Here is a 15,439-nt window from a genome sequence, read left to right on the forward strand (position 1 = left end):
AGCTTGCCTCGCGATCTTTTGATCGTTTAAAAGATCGCGAGGCAAGCTCGCTCCTACAAGGGCACAGCTTAGAACGTCTGCCCCAGGTTCAAATACAACGCTTTCTGATTGTCATCGTTAATCCCGTAACTGAAGTTCAGCGGGCCCAACGGTGTATCAAAACCAATAAAAATGCTCGCGGCATTGATGTAGCCACTGTCGAACTCGTTGTCGTTGTTCCAGGCGCGGCCGCGTTCCAGTGACGCACCGGCATACAGCGGGAAATCAAGCGGCAGGTACGAGCGCGGGGTCAGGCGGCGATAGTAAACAGCCCGCATCAAACTGATGTTCTGCCCCGAAATCGCATCTTCACGGAACCCGGACAACTGCCGCGCACCGCCGAGCAAAAAGCTTGAGGTCACGACATTGGCATGGTCCAGCGTGCGCCCGTAACGCCCACCCAAAATCCAGGTGTTCGGCCCCGAACTCAGGGCCTTGTCGAGGTTGAATTCCCATTGGCGATAACGCTCGTCCGAGCCCAGCGCCGGGTCAAACTGGCGAAACTTCAAGCTGATGTCTTCGCCCGTGTGCGGGAAGTAAACGTTATCCAGCGAGTCGAACGAGTACTTCACGTCATAAAAGCCTTCGGTGAAGCTGGTGCTCGGCAAATCACGCTCGCCGATTCGTACATCGGCCTTGCCCCATGCCTCGCCGACGCCCACACGGATCTCGCCGCTGTTGCCGATCTGTCGGCCCAGGTTCAAGCCAAATCCATAGCGCTCAAGGCGGTATTCGGCAATCGGGTCGTTATCCAGAATGGCCTCGACGTTTTGCGATTGAGCGTTGATATACGGCGCCACAAAGAAACGCGAGCCCGCATCCAGCGGTTGATAGAACTCGCTGTACAACTCTTGCTTATCGCCGATTTGCACCCGCGTCAGCCACTCGGCGCCCAGGCGGTTGATGCCATTGACCCGGTAGCTGGCGCCGAGGTTGAAGGCGCTGTCGCCGTGCATGTCATCCGAGAGATTGATGCCCAGGCGCAGGTAATCGGTGCCGCTGCGCTTGGCCCGGGCGCTGATCACCAAGGTGCGCTCCTGACCTTTGTGCACCACGCGGTATTGCACCTGATCAAAGTAATCCAGGCCGTACAGTGTGCCCATGTCCCGTTGCAAACGCGCGAGATCCAGCGGCTCACCGACCGGTTGGCGGATGTAATAGCGGATCACTGAGTCGTCGATTTTCGAGTCGTTTTCGATTTTGATCGCGGTAATCACCGGGGTCCGCTCTTCGGCCGAGCGGGCGATGCTCAGTTGCGCGTCGGCGGGTTGGCGCAGGCTGGCCAGACGGTTTTCGAGAATCTGCGTCGCGCGATAGCCAGCATTGATGATTTCTTCTGAGCGGCCAAAGTCGGTCGCGCCAATGCTCGCGAGCGACGGTTTGATCAGTACGTCGTCCGGTTTTAGCGTGGCCAGTTGAACCTCAGAGTTACTGCGGGTCATCAGGGTGATGGACTGGTTAAGAATGTCGAAGACCGTGTTGAGCTCCTTGCGCCCCCGCAGCGGCGTACCGATATCGACCACAATCACCAGGTCGACGCCCATCTCGCGGGCCACGTCCACCGGGATGTTGTCGACCATGCCGCCATCGACCAGCAACTGGCCGTTGATTTCCACCGGAGCAAACACCGCCGGGATCGACATGCTGGCGCGAATCACCTGGGGCAGGTGGCCTTTGCGGAACACCACTTTCTCGCCACTGACGATGTCGGTGGCCACGGCGCGGAACGGGATGGGCAATTTGTCGAAGTCGCGCACATCACTGCTGTGCGCCAGCAGGCTTTCCAGCAGCAATGCCAGGTTTTGCCCCTGAATCACGCCCAATGGCAGGCCCAGGCTGCCATCGTCACGGAAGCTGAGTTTTTGTCTGACCAGGAAATCCCGGTCATCCTGCTTGCGCCGGAACGGGACATCCTCGCGGGCGGGGCTGTCTGAGAGTGCTTCTTGCCAGTCGATGCTCAGGGCGAGCTTTTCCAGCTCATCAATTTTGTAGCCCGAGGCATACAGCCCGCCGATCACCGCGCCCATGCTGGTGCCCGCGATGGCATCAATATGAATGCCTTGCTCCTCCAGCGCTTTGAGTACGCCGACGTGGGCCAGGCCACGGGCGGCGCCCCCAGACAACACCAAGCCGATTTTGGGCTGGGGCTTTTCAGCAGCCAATAGGGCCAACGGGCTTAAACACACAAGCAGGAAAATCAGCAGACGGCGCATCATGAATCTCTGGGCAAGCGACAAAGGCGGCTATTATAGCGGCGCCTTTAACCCCAGGAGTTTTAGAAACATGTCTGCCAGCAAGCCGCAAATTGTCATCACTTATTGCACGCAATGTCAGTGGTTGCTCCGGGCGGCCTGGCTGGCGCAAGAGCTGCTCAGTACGTTCGCTGACGATTTACGCCAAGTGGCGTTGGAACCGGGCACCGGCGGTGTGTTCCGCATTACCTGTGACGGCGTGCAGATCTGGGAGCGCAAGGCCGATGGCGGCTTCCCCGAAGCCAAGGTGCTCAAGCAGCGGGTCCGCGATCAGATCGACCCGCAGCGTGATTTAGGGCACAACGACCGGGTTCAGTGAGCGGCTGAATCGAGCACGGCTTGTTTAGTCGTCGGGCCGCTGCTGAGGCGGCTCGACACCACAATCGCGACGATGATCAACACCCCGCCAACCAGCATGCGCAGCGTCGGGGTTTCGTGGAATATCAGCCACGCCAGGGTGATGCCGTACACCGGCTCGAGGGCAAAGACCACGGCCGCCGTGCGCGCTTTGATTACTGCCAGGCTGGCGACAAACAGGCTGTGGGCCACGCCTGTGCAGAACACACCGAGCAGAGCGATCCACAGCCAGTCCAGCGGCCGGACTTCGCTCAGGCCCGGTGCCGCAAAAGGCAGCAGGCACAAGGCGACCACCGCGTTTTGCCACATGGCTGCCTGCACCGCGGGTACGCGCCCGCTGTTGGCCCGGTTATTCAGTGACAGCAGCGAAAACAGCAGGCCCGAGGCAATGGCCCAGATCAACCCTTCGGTGGCCTGGCTGGCCAGATCGAAGCTGGGGGTCACCAGAATCAGGCCGATGCTGACCAGCAACACCAGAATCACCTCATTGAGGCGGATGCGCTCGCGGAAGATCAGCCCTTCGAGGATCACGGTAAATGCCGGGAAGCTGGCAAAGCCGAGGGTCGCAATCGCTACCCCGGCAATTTTGACCGAAACAAAAAAACTCACCCAATGCCCTGCCAGCAGCAGGCCGCTGATCAGCAGGTTACGCGCATCGCGCAGTGCCAGTTTTTTCCAGCGGGTGCTTTTGGCCAGCGCAGCAAAGAAGGCCAGGGCCAGCACCGCGAAACCGGCCCGGCCAAACACAATAATGGAAGCTGACGCGGCGGCGAGTTTGCCGAACACGCCGGTCAGGCCGAACATCAGTGCGCCAATATGCAGGGCGCCCAAGGCGGTACGCGGAGTCATTGCAGTCCTTAAATCGATATAGGCAAGGCAGGCAGTCTAGGCTGTGGGCTTGAGCGGTGTCTGTCGCCAGACTCGCGTCAGTTGTCGCCAGACTCGCGGCGCAGCCTCGAAGGTGACGCGCCAAATTCTCGCAGCATGGCCGCGCTGAAGGCGCTTTGCGAGGCGTAACCGACCCGGCTGGCCACTTCGCCCATGGGCAGGGCGCTGTGGCGCAAAAGCTGCAATGCCGTGTTCAGGCGGTGCTGGCGAATGTAGTCCATGGGCGTCAGCCCGCATTCACTGACGAAGCGGCTGTGCAAACGCGCGCAGGACAAACCTGCGACTCGCGCCAGATCCATGACCTGAAGCGGGTAAGCGAGGTTTTGCTCAATGTAGGCATCCAGTGCGGCGAAAGGCAGACGGTTTGCAGTTACCGGCTCGACAGCGTTGTTCAGGCTCGCCAGCAAGAGGATCGCGCCTTGCCGGGCGATCAAGGGGTCGTTCACCGGGCTGGCGGCCAGCCAGCTCACCAGTTGGTGTTGATTGGCGTCGAGGCTCAAGTGCCCGGCGTTGTCGAGCAAGCGTCGGCTGGCGTCGGCATGACTGCCCAGCGACTCGCCGAGCCAGTCCTGGCCCGGTACATCGAGCACCAGGCACTGGCTGCCTTGTTCGCTGCCGCAAATATGATGGGCGCCGGCCGGGATCACCATCAGGTGCTGCTGGCGCAACAGGCTGGCCCGGCCGTCGACTTCAAAGTCGAGCAGGCCGGACAAACTGATCACCAGTTGCGCATGCTCATGGCTGTGCGCGATCACGTCCTGGCGGTAATGACGCAGTGACAGGATTTGGCCCATGCTGAACCTCTGATTGAATCAATGTCGCCAGAATGCCGGAACACACAATACAAACACGGTAATGATCTCCAGACGCCCAAGCAACATGCCAAACGACAGAATCCATTTGGCGGCATCCGGCAAGCTGGAGAAATTACCCGACGGGCCGATGATTTCACCCAGCCCCGGCCCCACGCCAGACACCGTACTGGCGGCGCCGGTGAGGGCGGTCATCCAGTCCAGACCCAGCATCGACAACGCCAACGCAATGACGCAGATGGTGGTGGCGAAGAAGAACGAAAAGGTCAAAATCGAGCGCACGATTTCTTCGTCGAGGCGGTGGCCGTTGTACTTTTGCTTGATCACCGCACGGGGGTGAATCAGCTGGTTTAGGTTGGCCTTGAGCAGTATGTAGGCAACCTGAAAGCGGAAAATCTTGATTCCGCCCGCTGTCGAGCCCGAGCAACCCCCGATAAAACCCAGGTAAAAAAACAGCATCAGCGAGAAGTTGCCCCACAAGCTGTAGTCGCCCAAGGCAAAGCCGGTGGTGGTCACCACCGACGTAACGTTCAGCGCCACATGACGAAAGGCATCCCACCACGACATGTCGGTGGTCCACCACATCCACGTGCCCATGACGAACCAGGTCACCACCAGCAGCCCGAGCAAGCCTTGAACCTGTTGATCCTTGAACAATGCTCGACGATGGCCGCGCAATGTCGCCACATACAAGGTAAAGGGCAGGCTGCCGAGAATCATCACCACAATGGCTACCCAGTGCACCGCCGGTTGCGTCCACTTGGCCAAAGACTGGTCCGAGGTCGAGAAGCCGCCGGTGGATATCGCCGACATGGCATGGTTGATCGCGTCGAACACACTCATGCCCGCCCACCAGAACGCCAGGCTGCCGAGAATAGTGATGCCCACATAAGTCGCGACAATAAGGCGCGCCACCATGTGTGAGCGAGGCATGACTTTTTCTGAGCGGTCAGACGATTCGGTCTGGAACAGGCGCATACCACCGATGCGCAGCAACGGCAGAATGGCCACCGCCATCCCGATAAAGCCGATGCCGCCGAGCCAGTGCAGCATCGATCGCCACATCAAAATACCCGGCGTCATGGTGTCCAGCCCGCTCAGCACCGTGGAGCCGGTGGCGGTAATCCCGGACATGCTTTCGAAAAATGAGTCGGTGTAACTGATGTGCTGCGTCAGCAAAAACGGCAGCGCAGCAAAAATGCACACCACCAGCCAACTCGAGACCGTGAGCAGATACATGTCCCGCGGGCGCAAGTGCACCTGCTCCGGGCGGCCGGGCAGCACCAGTGCCAGACCGGCGACGAAGGTGATCAGGCTGGCCCACAGAAAGGACGGCAGATCACTCATGCGGTCAAAAATGACCAGCGTCAGCATCGGCACAGACATGCTGACCGCGAGCGTAATCAGGAAGATGCCGATTACAAAACCGATAATGCGTAAAGTCGGCAGTGCCATGAAATCAGCTCGGGATTGAAGGGGGGCGCCATTCTACCTGTGGTCTGAGCGATGTAAACCGCCAGACTTTCGATGGATACCGTTAGAATAGCCGCACATTTTCTTCAGGAGGTGGCCAATGGAGGCTCTCGACGCTTTGCTTAACCGTGTATCTGCCCCGCGCTTGCTGGACCCTGCGCCGACAGCCGAGCAACGTGAAGTCTTGTTCGCGGCCGCCTTGCGCGCTCCGGATCACGGCCAACTGCGGCCTTACCGTTTTTTGACGGTTGAAGGTGAAGCGCGCAATCAACTGGGTGAAATTCTGGCCCAAGCGGTGCAAGGGCAGGGCGGCGAAGTGACCCAGGCGGCACTGGACAAGGCGCGGGCCATGCCATTGCGGGCACCGTTGGTGGTGGTGGTCGTGGCACGTTTGCAGGAGCACTTCAAAGTGCCTAAGTCCGAGCAGTTGATTACCGCCGGTTGCGCTGCCCACGCCATTGAACTGGCCGCGTTTGCCCAAGGCATTGGCGCGGTGTGGCGTACTGGCGAGCTGTCCTACAACGCACACGTGGCCAAGGGCCTGGGGCTGGAAGACGGCGAAGAAGTGGTTGCGTTCCTGTATTTGGGCACCCCGCAGAACGAACTGCGTGATGCACCAAAAGTGAACAGCGCCGAATTCGTCAAAGCCTGGTCAGCCTAAGCGTTTACTGCATGAGCGAGCTTGCCTCGCGATCTTTTGACCTTTAAAAGATCGCGAATCAAGCTCGCTAAGTGGCATTAGGCTCCAACGGCAACTCCAGCGTGGCAACAAACCCGCCCTGCGGGTGATTGTCCAGCAGCAACCTGCCGCCATGGCGTTCTGCCGCACGGCGGGCAATCGCCAGGCCTAGCCCATGGCCTGCCGCCGTTTGGCCCGGTGCCCGGAAGAACGGCTCGCCCAGATGCGCCAAATACTCTTTAGCCACCCCCGGGCCGTGATCGCGCACGCTGATGGCGATATGGTCGCCCGAGCGTTGCGCGGTCAATTCAATCGGTTGTTCTGGCGGGTTGAAGCGCTGAGCGTTGCGCAGCAGGTTGTCTACGGCGCGTTCGATCATGGTCGGCCAACCGCTGATGCTCAGGTCAGGCTCGGCATTGAGTTGCACTCGTTGCTCGGGGGCGGCCAGTGAGGCATCTTTCTGGACAGTGGCGAGCAAGGGGTTCAGCTCAATGGGCTCGGCGCTCGCCTGATCGGCATCAACCCTGGCCAGCGCGAGAATTTCGCTGATCAATGATTCCAGGCGGTCGCACTCGCGGGTCAGGCGTGGCCAGAGCTTTTCGCGTTCTTCTGGCCCGGCCCGTTCGGCCAACGCCAATGCGATGCGCAAACGTGCCAGCGGTGAGCGCAATTCGTGGGACACATCGCGCAGCAGTTGGCGCTGGCTGCCGATCAAACTTTGCAGGCGGGCGCCCATACGGTTGAAGTCAGTGGCCAGCACGCCAAACTCATCACGCCGTGATGCGAGTTGCGCCAGGCTGTTTTGCTGATAGGTGGTTTGCCCCAAATCGTGCACGGCCCCGCGCAGGCGGCTCAGTGGGCGGGTGATCGACAGCGTGACCAGCAAGCTGAACAAGGTCAGCACCACCAGCGCAATCCCCAGCGCGCTCAGCGGCCAGATCAGGCTTTGGCGATGCCAGGCGTCCAGCTCCGGGTGCGGGATGCGGTAAATCAGCAAGTAGGTTTCGGCGGTCTTGGGGCTGGTGTATTCGACGGTCAGGCGGCGCCACGGCAGTTGCTCCTTGCCGCGCCCCTGACGGGCTTCCCAAACCGCAGCGCGGCGTGGAAAGGTCCCTTCCACCACCGGGTCGCCGCTTTCGTTAAGCACCTGGACGTCAATGTGATAACGACGCTTGCGCCGTTCGAGGAAATCCTGGGCAGCGTCAGGGCCTTGGGTTTCAAAACGTTCGGTCCACTGTTGCGCCAGATTATGCAGGCCGGGGTGGCGACTGAGGATCCAGGCGTCCTGATTGAGCATATGCCCCAACAGAATCGAGAGCCCTGCGACCAAGGCTATCGCCAGCCAAAAACTGGCCAGAATCCGCCAAAACAGTGAACGCACAGTAAATCCTCACAGGTAAAGGGTTGAAACGACCAAAGCCCAACGACCGGGGGGCCGTTGGGCTTGGTAACAGACTAGATTATTGCGCTTTTGGAGCCTGCTGAGCTTTCCACTCCTTGAACTGTTTCCATTCTGCTTGGCGTTCAGCGCGTTTTTTTTGCAATTCATCAAAGGTTTTTTGCTGATCAGGCTTGAGCAGCGCACGAATATCGCTCTGGGTTTTCTGATGCTTGGCAGCGATTTCGTCTTTCAGCGCCTTTTGATCAGCCGCCGGGAGTTTTTCCAGGTACTTCTCAACCAGTTGTTTACGTTCGTGCATTTGCTCGCCCATCAACTTGCCGATCTGCTGGCGCTGTTCGCGGCTCAGGTCCAGTTGGCTGTAAGGGGCATCGCCGCGACCGTGCTCACCGCCGTGACGTGGACCCATTGGGCCGTCACCACCAGGCATGGCCATTGCGACGGTTGGCAGGGCTGCAGCAAACATCAGAGCAATTAGAGTCTTACGCATGGTGTGTCTCCTTAGTACGGTTCCGGTGAATCCGGATGCGCCCAGTTTAGGGAGATCAAGGTCAATGGCTGTCAGTCGAGCGTAAAGCTTAGGTAAAGACGTTTTGGTGCGAGGTTTACATAACGCCAAATCCTGCGAAAACCCTGTAGCCGCTGACGAGGTACGAGGCTGCGATGGGGGGCGAAGCGGCCCTTGGCGGTGGTCCTGCGGCCCACATCGCAGCCTCGAGCCTCGGCAGCGGCTACAGGTTCTTATGCGCTATAAAAATAGCCGCGGCTGCGCAGGGCCATGATGCGTGGGCGGCCATCGGGGTGGGGGCCGATCTTTTTGCGCAGGTTGCTCACGTGCATGTCGAGGCTGCGGTCGTACAAAGTCAGCTTGCGGCCCAGGGCAATTTGCGCCAGTTCCTGTTTGTCCAGCGGCTCGCCGGGCTGGCGCAGCAACGCCTCAAGCAGGCGGCTTTCAGATACGGTCAGGGGAATGTCATGTTCGTCGATGGTGACCACGCCCCGCGCCGGGCTGAAACACAAATCGCCCAGCTCCAGTTGGGTGGACACGGCGGCCGGGTGGCTGCGGCGCAAGACAGCGCGCAAGCGGGCGGTCAGTTCGCGAGGGTCACAGGGTTTGGCCAGGTAGTCATCGGCGCCCAGTTCGAGGCCGAGAATACGGTCCAGCGGTTCGCCACGGGCCGACAGCATCAGCACGGGCAGGTCAGGGTGGTCGTTGCGCAGTTGCTTGAGCAGCTCCAGACCACTGCCGTCGGGCAGCATCACGTCCAGCACCACCGCATCGGGGCTGGCCTCGAGCAACGCCTTGCGGGCGCTCAGACCGTCGTGGCAAGCGCGTACCTGGAAGCCTTCCTGGCTTAACCAACTGCTCAGAAGCTCACACAGCTCCTGGTCATCATCTATCAGTAACAGGTCGCTCATGTCTTACTCGATTTAGCCAGTGCCGACGCTTTGCGCGTCGGCGACCGGCAAAAAATACCGCGATTAGGGCAGGACTTTCTTGAACGGCTTGACGATGACATTGGCGTACACGCCAGCAGCCACGTAAGGGTCCGCGTCAGCCCATGCCTGGGCAGCTACCAGGGAGTCGAACTCAGCGACCACCAGGCTGCCAGTGAAACCGGCCGGGCCGGGGTCATTGCTGTCGATGGCCGGGTGCGGGCCAGCCAGAACGACACGGCCTTCCTTTTGCAGTGCTTGCAGGCGCTCAAGGTGCGCCGGGCGTGCGGCCAGGCGTTTTTCAAGGGAGTCGGCAACGTCGGTGGAAATGATTGCGTAGAGCATGTCAGTCCTCGGATTTGGTGTTGGTCGGTGCAGAATCGGTGTCATGCAGGTGGCGCGACAGATAAATACCCTGAGCAACCAGGAACAACACGGTCATGCCCAGGCTGCCGAAGACTTTGAAGTCGACCCAAATGCTCTGATAAGTGAAGGCCACAAACAGGTTGGCCGCACCGCAGAACAGGAAGAAGCCGATCCAGGCCACGTTCAGGCGCGTCCAGACAGCGTCCGGCAGGGTCAGCGCGTGGCCCATGATGCGTTTGATCAGCGGCTTGTCGCCAATGAAATGGCTACCGGCAAACGCCACGGCAAACAGCCAGTTCACCACCGGCGCCTTCCATTTAAGGAAGGTTTCGCTGTGGAAGGCCAAGGTCAGGCTGCCAAATACCAGGCAGGCGATCAGGGTCAGCCACTGGCTCTTTTCGAGCTTGCGCTGCTTGATGAACAGAATGCCGTAAACCACCACCGAGCTGAGGATCAACATCGCTGTCGCGCTGAAGATGCCCCCGACCGTCAGGCTATGCCCGGCGAAATCGACGACGCGTGGTTCGATTTTGTAGACAACGAAAAACAGTAACAGCGGGATGAAGTCGATGAATTGTTTCACAGTGGCAGCCAGAAGCAGGATGTGGCGGCATAATAACAAACATCAATGACAGCGAAAGCGTCAGCTAGAGGTTATTAAATCCCCGTGGAAATAGACTTGCATTGTCATAGCACGGCATCTGATGGCGCTTTGGCGCCGGCGGCACTGGTTGCGCGTGCGTTCGAGAAAGGTGTGCGAGTCCTGGCCCTGACCGATCACGATACACTTGAAGGCCTCGAAGAAGCCCGCGCAGCGGCGCTGGCTTTGAGCATGACGCTGATAAACGGCATTGAATTGTCGTGTACCTGGGGTGGCGCGACCATTCATGTGCTGGGTTACGGGTTTGATACCCAGGCACCGGCCTTGCTTGAGGCCATCTCCAAACTGCATGAAGGCCGTTGGCTGCGCGCAGAAGAAATCAGCCGCAAGCTCGCCCTTAAAGGCATGCCCGGCGCGCTGGAAGGCGCGCGGGCCATTCAACAAGGCTTGGGCGACAGCGGCAATGCCCCGGCCCGGCCGCACTTTGCCGACTATCTGGTCGAGGCCGGGTACGTTAAAGACCGTGCCGAAGCGTTCCGCAAATGGCTGGGCGCTGGCAAGCTGGGCGACGTCAAGCAGCATTGGCCGACCCTTGAAGAGACCGTCGGCACCTTGCGTGCAGCCGGTGCCTGGGTGAGCCTGGCGCACCCGTCGCACTACGATTTCACGCGCAGCAAGCGACGTCGGCTGATTGGCGACTATATTCAAGCGGGAGGTCACGCGATTGAGGTCGTCAATGGCTACCAACCTGCCGATCAGGTGGGCAGCCTGGCGATTCTGGCGCGTGAATTTGGTCTGCTGGTCAGTGCCGGCAGTGATTTTCATGGCCCTGGAGGTTGGTCCGAGATCGGCGAATATCGCCCAATCCCGGAAGATCTGCCGCCATTGTGGTGTCGATTCAAATATGACCAGCCTGCTGCCACCGACTGAACAGGAACATAACGTGAGTCAATTTTTCCAGATTCATCCGGAAAACCCACAGTCGCGCCTGATCAAACAGGCAGTCGAGATCATCCGCAAGGGTGGCGTGGTGATCTACCCCACCGACTCGTCCTACGCAGTGGGATGCCAGATGGGCGACAAGTCTGCGATCGAGCGGATCAAGCGCCTGCGTAACCTGGATGACAAACACAACTTCACCTTGATGTGTTCGGGGTTGTCGCAACTGGGCTTGTTTGCCAAGGTTGATACCGAGGTGTTCCGTTTGCTCAAGACGCACACGCCGGGACCGTACACCTTCATCCTCAACGCCACCCGTGACGTTCCGCGTTTGTTGCTGCACCCCAAGCGTCGCACCATTGGCATGCGCGTGCCGCAGCATCCCATTGCCCTGGCATTGCTCGAAGAACTGGGCGAGCCACTGATGAGTGTCACGCTGATCCTGCCGGGTGAAACCGAGCCGATGGAAGACCCGTACCTCATTCGCGATGTGCTGGAAAAACACGTCGATCTGATTATTGATGGCGGTTTTGGCGGCAATAAGGCCTCGACCGTGATTAATCTGGTTAATGACGAGCCCGAAATCGTACGGGTAGGTTGTGGTGATCCGACGCCGTTTATGGTCGAGGCCTGATGTCAGACCTGGACGTAGTAGAAGCGGTTGATGATCAAGCCGGTGCCCAGCAAGAGCTGCCTTTTGCCATGGTCTATGGCCAGGCCGTTATTCAAATGCCGATGGACCTGTACATCCCCCCGGACGCGCTGGAGGTGTTTCTTGACGCGTTTGAAGGCCCGCTCGACTTGCTGCTGTACCTGATCCGCAAACAGAACATCGACATCCTGGACATTCCCGTGGCGGAAATCACACGCCAGTACATGGGCTATGTCGAGCTGATGAAAACCGTGCGCCTTGAGCTGGCCGCCGAGTATTTGGTGATGGCCGCGATGCTGGCCGAAATCAAGTCACGCATGCTCCTGCCGCGCTCGGCCGAGGTCGAAGAGGAAGAAGGCGATCCGCGTGCTGAGCTGATCCGCCGCTTGCAGCAATACGAGCGATTCAAGGCGGCAGCGGAAGGCATTGATGGCTTGAGCCGGGTAGGGCGCGACATCATCGTGCCCAAACTCGATGCTCCCGAAGCGCGTGCGCGCAAGCTGGTGCCCGACGTCGCGCTTGAAGAATTGCTGATGTCCATGGCCGAAGTGCTGCGCCGCACCGACATGTTCGAAAGCCATCAGGTCAGCCGTGAGGCCCTGTCCACGCGAGAGCGCATGAGTGAAGTACTTGAGCGTCTCAAAGGCGGCGGTTTTGTGCCGTTTGTTGAGCTGTTCACCGTAGAAGAAGGGCGTTTGGGCGTGGTCGTGACCTTTATGGCCATTCTTGAGCTGGTCAAAGAGTCGCTGGTCGAGTTGGTGCAAAATGAGCCCTTCACGGCCATCCACGTGCGGGCGCGAGCCGAATAAAGAGCTAAAACCATGAATTTGACTGAACCCCGCGAACTGGCACCGCTGCTGGAGGCCTTCTTGTTGGCCTCTGGAAAGCCGCAAAGCCTGGAGCGACTGTTTGAGCTGTTTGACGAGAGCGAACGGCCTGAACCGCCCGTGTTCAAAAAGGCTCTCGATGTGCTGCGCAAGTCGTGCGATGGCCGCGCCTTTGAACTCAAGGAAGTCGCCTCGGGCTATCGCCTGCAAATCCGCGAGAAGTTTTCGCCGTGGGTCGGGCGGCTGTGGGAAGAGCGCCCGCAGCGTTATTCACGGGCGATGCTCGAAACCATGGCATTGATTGCCTATCGCCAGCCCATCACCCGTGGCGAGATCGAAGACGTGCGCGGCGTGGCGGTCAACAGCCACATCGTCAAAACCCTGCTGGAGCGCGAATGGATCCGTGTAGTGGGCTACCGCGACGTGCCGGGTAAACCGGCGATGTTTGCGACCACCAAGGCGTTTCTGGACCACTTCAACCTGCAAAACCTCGACGATTTGCCACCGTTGGCCGAACTGCGCGAGCTGGAGCCCGACCCGATCCTCGACTTCGACGACGCCCCTGTGCCCGAGCACCTGCAAGCCCTGGCAGACGAAAGCCTGGAGCCGGAAGAGCCCAAGGACGAAACCAGCTTCCGCACCTTGCTGGTGGAACTGGACTCGATGGAAGAAGGTCTTAAAACTGACTTTGATGACTTGTTGAGGGAGGAGGCAGTAGTCAGCGAGGAGCTGCAACCGGCAAGTGAAGAGCAAGAGCCAGAACCGCAGCCTGAGCCAGAACCGCAGCCTGAGCCAGAACCGCAACCTGAGGCCGAGCCACGGCTCAGTGCGGCAGAGCTGGCGCGTGATCGCTTGCGTGCTGCCGTCGCGGCCCTGGAAGCGCGGGCCACCCTGAGTGAGGAAGAACTCGAAGCCCGAGCTCTGGCCGACGCTATCGAACAGGAACGCCGCGATCTCGAAGACTGACGCCCTCTTGTACAAGCGAGCTTGCCTCGCGAGCTTTTAAAGATCAAAAGATCGCGAGACAAGCTCGCTCCTACAGGGATTTTGGGAGTTTCCACCATGAAAGACCCCTGCATCAGCCTCTGCAAATTCACCGATGACATCTGCATCGGCTGTGGGCGCAGCAAGCGTGAAATCAAAAGCTGGAAGAAACTCGACAAGGATGAAAAACGCGCCGTGCTGGCCGAAGCCTCCCTGCGTTTGCAGACCCTGAAGGCCACCGGTCGGCGGAAAAAGAAGTAAGTCGGCGCCTTCATCACCCGACATTGATGCGCAATGGCCAACATCCGCGTATGATTCGCGACCCCCACGCGCTCGTTCGAGCAGCAGGGCTTAATTTTTAACACCTCAGGCCATGCCTGAGTTGACACACCGGGAGGTGCCCAGATGAGTGATCTAGACCCTAAAGACAGCCAGGAAATTGGCCCGGCAGGCGAAAAACTGCAAAAAGTACTCGCCCGTATCGGCGTCGGCTCGCGCCGCGACGTAGAAAGCTGGATCAGCCAAGGCCGCATCAAGGTCAATGGCAAGGATGCAACCCTTGGGTTGCGCGTAGATCTGCATGACGCCATCTCCATCGATGGCAAGGTGATCAAGCGTGAAGAGGCCGCCGAATCGGTGCGCCGCGTGATCATGTACAACAAACCCGACGGCGAAATCTGCACCCGTGACGACCCGGAAGGCCGTCCGACCGTGTTTGACAAGCTGCCGCGTCCAAAAGAAGGCCGCTGGATCAACATCGGTCGTCTCGACATCAACACCACCGGCTTGCTGATGTTCACCACCGACGGTGAACTGGCTAACCGCCTGATGCACCCTTCCTACGAAATGGACCGTGAATACGCGGTACGTGTGCGTGGCGAAGTCGATGACGAGATGATCGAACGCCTCAAGGCGGGCGTGGTGCTGGAAGACGGCCCTGCGCGTTTCACCGACATCAAGCAAGCGCCAGGCGGTGAAGGCTTCAACCATTGGTACCACTGCGTGGTGATGGAAGGCCGTAACCGTGAAGTACGTCGTTTGTGGGAATCCCAGGGTCTGGTGGTCAGCCGTCTGAAGCGTGTGCGTTTCGGTCCGGTGTTCCTCAACTCTGACCTGCCGATGGGTCGCTGGCGCGAAATGAGCCAGTACGAAATCGACATTCTCAGTGCTGAAGTCGGCCTCACGCCGGTTGCTTTGCCTGAAATGAACGCCAAGAGCAAAGACAAGCTTGAGCGTATGCAGCGCAAGTCGTCGCGCCCGGTACCGCGTGCTGACCGTGTTGCACGCACCTTGCGCCCGGCCAATGGTGAACCGGCTGCGCCGCGTCCAGCGCGTCAACCGCACATCGAAGGTGAGCGTCCAGGTCGTCCGGCCCGTGATGAGTCTGCCCGTCCGGCCCGCAAGCCGTCTGGCCGCACTGACCGTGTACCAGCAGGTCGCGGTGCACCCATCGCCGAGCGTCCAAGCGAAATCAGCAAGCGCCCGGCCAAGCCGACGCGCTCGGGCCCGAAGCTGGTTGATGATGCGCCGTCCGGTAAGCGTCGTGGCGCGCCGTCCGGTTCCGGTCAGCGTCCAGGCTTTGGTCGTCGCAAGCCTGAGTAAACCTGCGGCGCTGTGAAAAAAACGCCAACCCCCAAAGGGTTGGCGTTTTTTTATGCCTGCAAATCACCTGGCCCTGTAGGAGCGGGGGTTGCGCGCGGGGGTTTTTTGTTGGTAAAAAAAGGGGGGGGAGCG

17 protein-coding genes are annotated in these 15,439 nt (G+C 59.6%); 8 read left to right on the plus strand and 9 right to left on the minus strand.

Features of this window, described 5'->3' with window-relative positions; all coding sequences use genetic code 11:
• Nucleotides 1-68: 68 nt before the first annotated feature.
• Nucleotides 69-2,252 (minus strand): patatin-like phospholipase family protein, encoded by a 2,184-nt coding sequence (locus tag QMX84_RS23160; RefSeq protein WP_262124292.1) that lies wholly within the window; start codon nt 2,250-2,252, stop codon nt 69-71.
• A 70-nt stretch (nt 2,253-2,322) separates the two neighbouring features.
• On the opposite strand from QMX84_RS23160, the gene QMX84_RS23165 reads away from it, so the two are divergent.
• Nucleotides 2,323-2,610 carry a SelT/SelW/SelH family protein gene (locus QMX84_RS23165; RefSeq protein WP_048386108.1) on the plus strand — a complete coding sequence of 96 codons (288 nt, stop codon included), beginning with the start codon at nt 2,323-2,325 and terminating at the stop codon, nt 2,608-2,610.
• On the opposite strand, the gene QMX84_RS23170 is transcribed toward QMX84_RS23165, so the two are convergent.
• The 3 genes from QMX84_RS23170 to QMX84_RS23180 all read right to left on the minus strand — a co-directional run bounded on the left by QMX84_RS23170 (nt 2,604) and on the right by QMX84_RS23180 (nt 5,803).
• Nucleotides 2,604-3,497, minus strand: coding sequence for a DMT family transporter (locus QMX84_RS23170; RefSeq protein WP_278938209.1), 894 nt, complete (start codon nt 3,495-3,497; stop codon nt 2,604-2,606). The genes QMX84_RS23165 and QMX84_RS23170 overlap by 7 nt on opposite strands.
• Nucleotides 3,498-3,574: 77 nt before the next feature.
• Complete coding sequence (locus tag QMX84_RS23175; RefSeq protein ID WP_048386104.1) at nt 3,575-4,330, minus strand: AraC family transcriptional regulator; 756 nt, start codon at nt 4,328-4,330, stop codon at nt 3,575-3,577.
• An 18-nt stretch (nt 4,331-4,348) separates the two neighbouring features.
• Nucleotides 4,349-5,803, minus strand: coding sequence for a TrkH family potassium uptake protein (locus tag QMX84_RS23180; RefSeq protein WP_048371495.1), 1,455 nt, complete (start codon nt 5,801-5,803; stop codon nt 4,349-4,351).
• A gap of 118 nt (nt 5,804-5,921) precedes the next feature.
• On the opposite strand from QMX84_RS23180, the gene QMX84_RS23185 reads away from it, so the two are divergent.
• The gene (locus tag QMX84_RS23185; protein ID WP_153390750.1) at nt 5,922-6,482 is read left to right on the plus strand and encodes an NAD(P)H nitroreductase; all 561 of its coding nucleotides are present in this window, start codon (nt 5,922-5,924) and stop codon (nt 6,480-6,482) included.
• 67 nt (nt 6,483-6,549) lie between these two features.
• Here QMX84_RS23185 and QMX84_RS23190 read toward each other — a convergent pair whose 3' ends face one another.
• From QMX84_RS23190 to QMX84_RS23210, 5 genes are all read right to left on the minus strand, one after another.
• Entirely contained in the window at nt 6,550-7,881 is a 1,332-nt protein-coding gene (locus tag QMX84_RS23190) for a HAMP domain-containing sensor histidine kinase (protein WP_273217517.1), read from the minus strand.
• A 79-nt stretch (nt 7,882-7,960) separates the two neighbouring features.
• Nucleotides 7,961-8,389 (minus strand): LTXXQ domain protein, encoded by a 429-nt coding sequence (locus QMX84_RS23195; RefSeq protein WP_282364877.1) that lies wholly within the window; start codon nt 8,387-8,389, stop codon nt 7,961-7,963.
• A 251-nt stretch (nt 8,390-8,640) separates the two neighbouring features.
• Nucleotides 8,641-9,318: a response regulator transcription factor gene (locus QMX84_RS23200; RefSeq protein ID WP_048371487.1), complete on the minus strand. Its 678-nt coding sequence runs from the start codon at nt 9,316-9,318 to the stop codon at nt 8,641-8,643.
• 63 nt (nt 9,319-9,381) lie between these two features.
• Nucleotides 9,382-9,681, minus strand: coding sequence for a YciI family protein (locus tag QMX84_RS23205; protein WP_048371486.1), 300 nt, complete (start codon nt 9,679-9,681; stop codon nt 9,382-9,384).
• Nucleotide 9,682: 1 nt separating this feature from the next.
• Nucleotides 9,683-10,285, minus strand: a complete 603-nt coding sequence (locus tag QMX84_RS23210) for a septation protein A (protein ID WP_123752013.1) — start codon at nt 10,283-10,285, stop codon at nt 9,683-9,685.
• A gap of 84 nt (nt 10,286-10,369) precedes the next feature.
• Here QMX84_RS23210 and QMX84_RS23215 point away from each other — a divergent pair, with 84 nt between their 5' ends.
• From QMX84_RS23215 to rluB, 6 genes are all read left to right on the plus strand, one after another.
• The gene (locus tag QMX84_RS23215; protein ID WP_282364878.1) at nt 10,370-11,233 is read left to right on the plus strand and encodes a PHP domain-containing protein; all 864 of its coding nucleotides are present in this window, start codon (nt 10,370-10,372) and stop codon (nt 11,231-11,233) included.
• Between the two features lie 13 nt (nt 11,234-11,246).
• Nucleotides 11,247-11,876 carry an L-threonylcarbamoyladenylate synthase gene (locus QMX84_RS23220; RefSeq protein ID WP_262124288.1) on the plus strand — a complete coding sequence of 210 codons (630 nt, stop codon included), beginning with the start codon at nt 11,247-11,249 and terminating at the stop codon, nt 11,874-11,876.
• A gap of 128 nt (nt 11,877-12,004) precedes the next feature.
• Complete coding sequence (locus QMX84_RS23225) at nt 12,005-12,703, plus strand: ScpA family protein (RefSeq protein ID WP_164488149.1); 699 nt, start codon at nt 12,005-12,007, stop codon at nt 12,701-12,703.
• Between the two features lie 12 nt (nt 12,704-12,715).
• Nucleotides 12,716-13,687 (plus strand): SMC-Scp complex subunit ScpB, encoded by a 972-nt coding sequence (scpB, locus tag QMX84_RS23230; RefSeq protein ID WP_282364879.1) that lies wholly within the window; start codon nt 12,716-12,718, stop codon nt 13,685-13,687.
• Between the two features lie 96 nt (nt 13,688-13,783).
• Nucleotides 13,784-13,966, plus strand: a complete 183-nt coding sequence (locus QMX84_RS23235; RefSeq protein WP_282364880.1) for a DUF1289 domain-containing protein — start codon at nt 13,784-13,786, stop codon at nt 13,964-13,966.
• A 144-nt stretch (nt 13,967-14,110) separates the two neighbouring features.
• The gene (gene rluB / locus QMX84_RS23240; RefSeq protein ID WP_048371470.1) at nt 14,111-15,307 is read left to right on the plus strand and encodes a 23S rRNA pseudouridine(2605) synthase RluB; all 1,197 of its coding nucleotides are present in this window, start codon (nt 14,111-14,113) and stop codon (nt 15,305-15,307) included.
• Nucleotides 15,308-15,439: the final 132 nt, after the last annotated feature.

The organism is Pseudomonas sp. PS01297 (assembly GCF_029959305.1).
Classification (GTDB): domain Bacteria; phylum Pseudomonadota; class Gammaproteobacteria; order Pseudomonadales; family Pseudomonadaceae; genus Aquipseudomonas; species Aquipseudomonas helleri.

What these genes read in the sequence shown, in the direction of transcription:
- QMX84_RS23175 (WP_048386104.1), bottom strand. Translation starts at nt 4,330, where the DNA reads ATGGGCCAAATCCTGTCACTGCGTCATTACCGCCAGGACGTGATCGCG.
- QMX84_RS23165 (WP_048386108.1), top strand. Translation starts at nt 2,323, where the DNA reads ATGTCTGCCAGCAAGCCGCAAATTGTCATCACTTATTGCACGCAATGT.
- QMX84_RS23200 (WP_048371487.1), bottom strand. Translation starts at nt 9,318, where the DNA reads ATGAGCGACCTGTTACTGATAGATGATGACCAGGAGCTGTGTGAGCTT.
- rluB (WP_048371470.1), top strand. Translation starts at nt 14,111, where the DNA reads ATGAGTGATCTAGACCCTAAAGACAGCCAGGAAATTGGCCCGGCAGGC.
- QMX84_RS23205 (WP_048371486.1), bottom strand. Translation starts at nt 9,681, where the DNA reads ATGCTCTACGCAATCATTTCCACCGACGTTGCCGACTCCCTTGAAAAA.
- scpB (WP_282364879.1), top strand. Translation starts at nt 12,716, where the DNA reads ATGAATTTGACTGAACCCCGCGAACTGGCACCGCTGCTGGAGGCCTTC.
- QMX84_RS23185 (WP_153390750.1), top strand. Translation starts at nt 5,922, where the DNA reads ATGGAGGCTCTCGACGCTTTGCTTAACCGTGTATCTGCCCCGCGCTTG.
- QMX84_RS23180 (WP_048371495.1), bottom strand. Translation starts at nt 5,803, where the DNA reads ATGGCACTGCCGACTTTACGCATTATCGGTTTTGTAATCGGCATCTTC.
- QMX84_RS23160 (WP_262124292.1), bottom strand. Translation starts at nt 2,252, where the DNA reads ATGCGCCGTCTGCTGATTTTCCTGCTTGTGTGTTTAAGCCCGTTGGCC.
- QMX84_RS23170 (WP_278938209.1), bottom strand. Translation starts at nt 3,497, where the DNA reads ATGACTCCGCGTACCGCCTTGGGCGCCCTGCATATTGGCGCACTGATG.
- QMX84_RS23195 (WP_282364877.1), bottom strand. Translation starts at nt 8,389, where the DNA reads ATGCGTAAGACTCTAATTGCTCTGATGTTTGCTGCAGCCCTGCCAACC.
- QMX84_RS23235 (WP_282364880.1), top strand. Translation starts at nt 13,784, where the DNA reads ATGAAAGACCCCTGCATCAGCCTCTGCAAATTCACCGATGACATCTGC.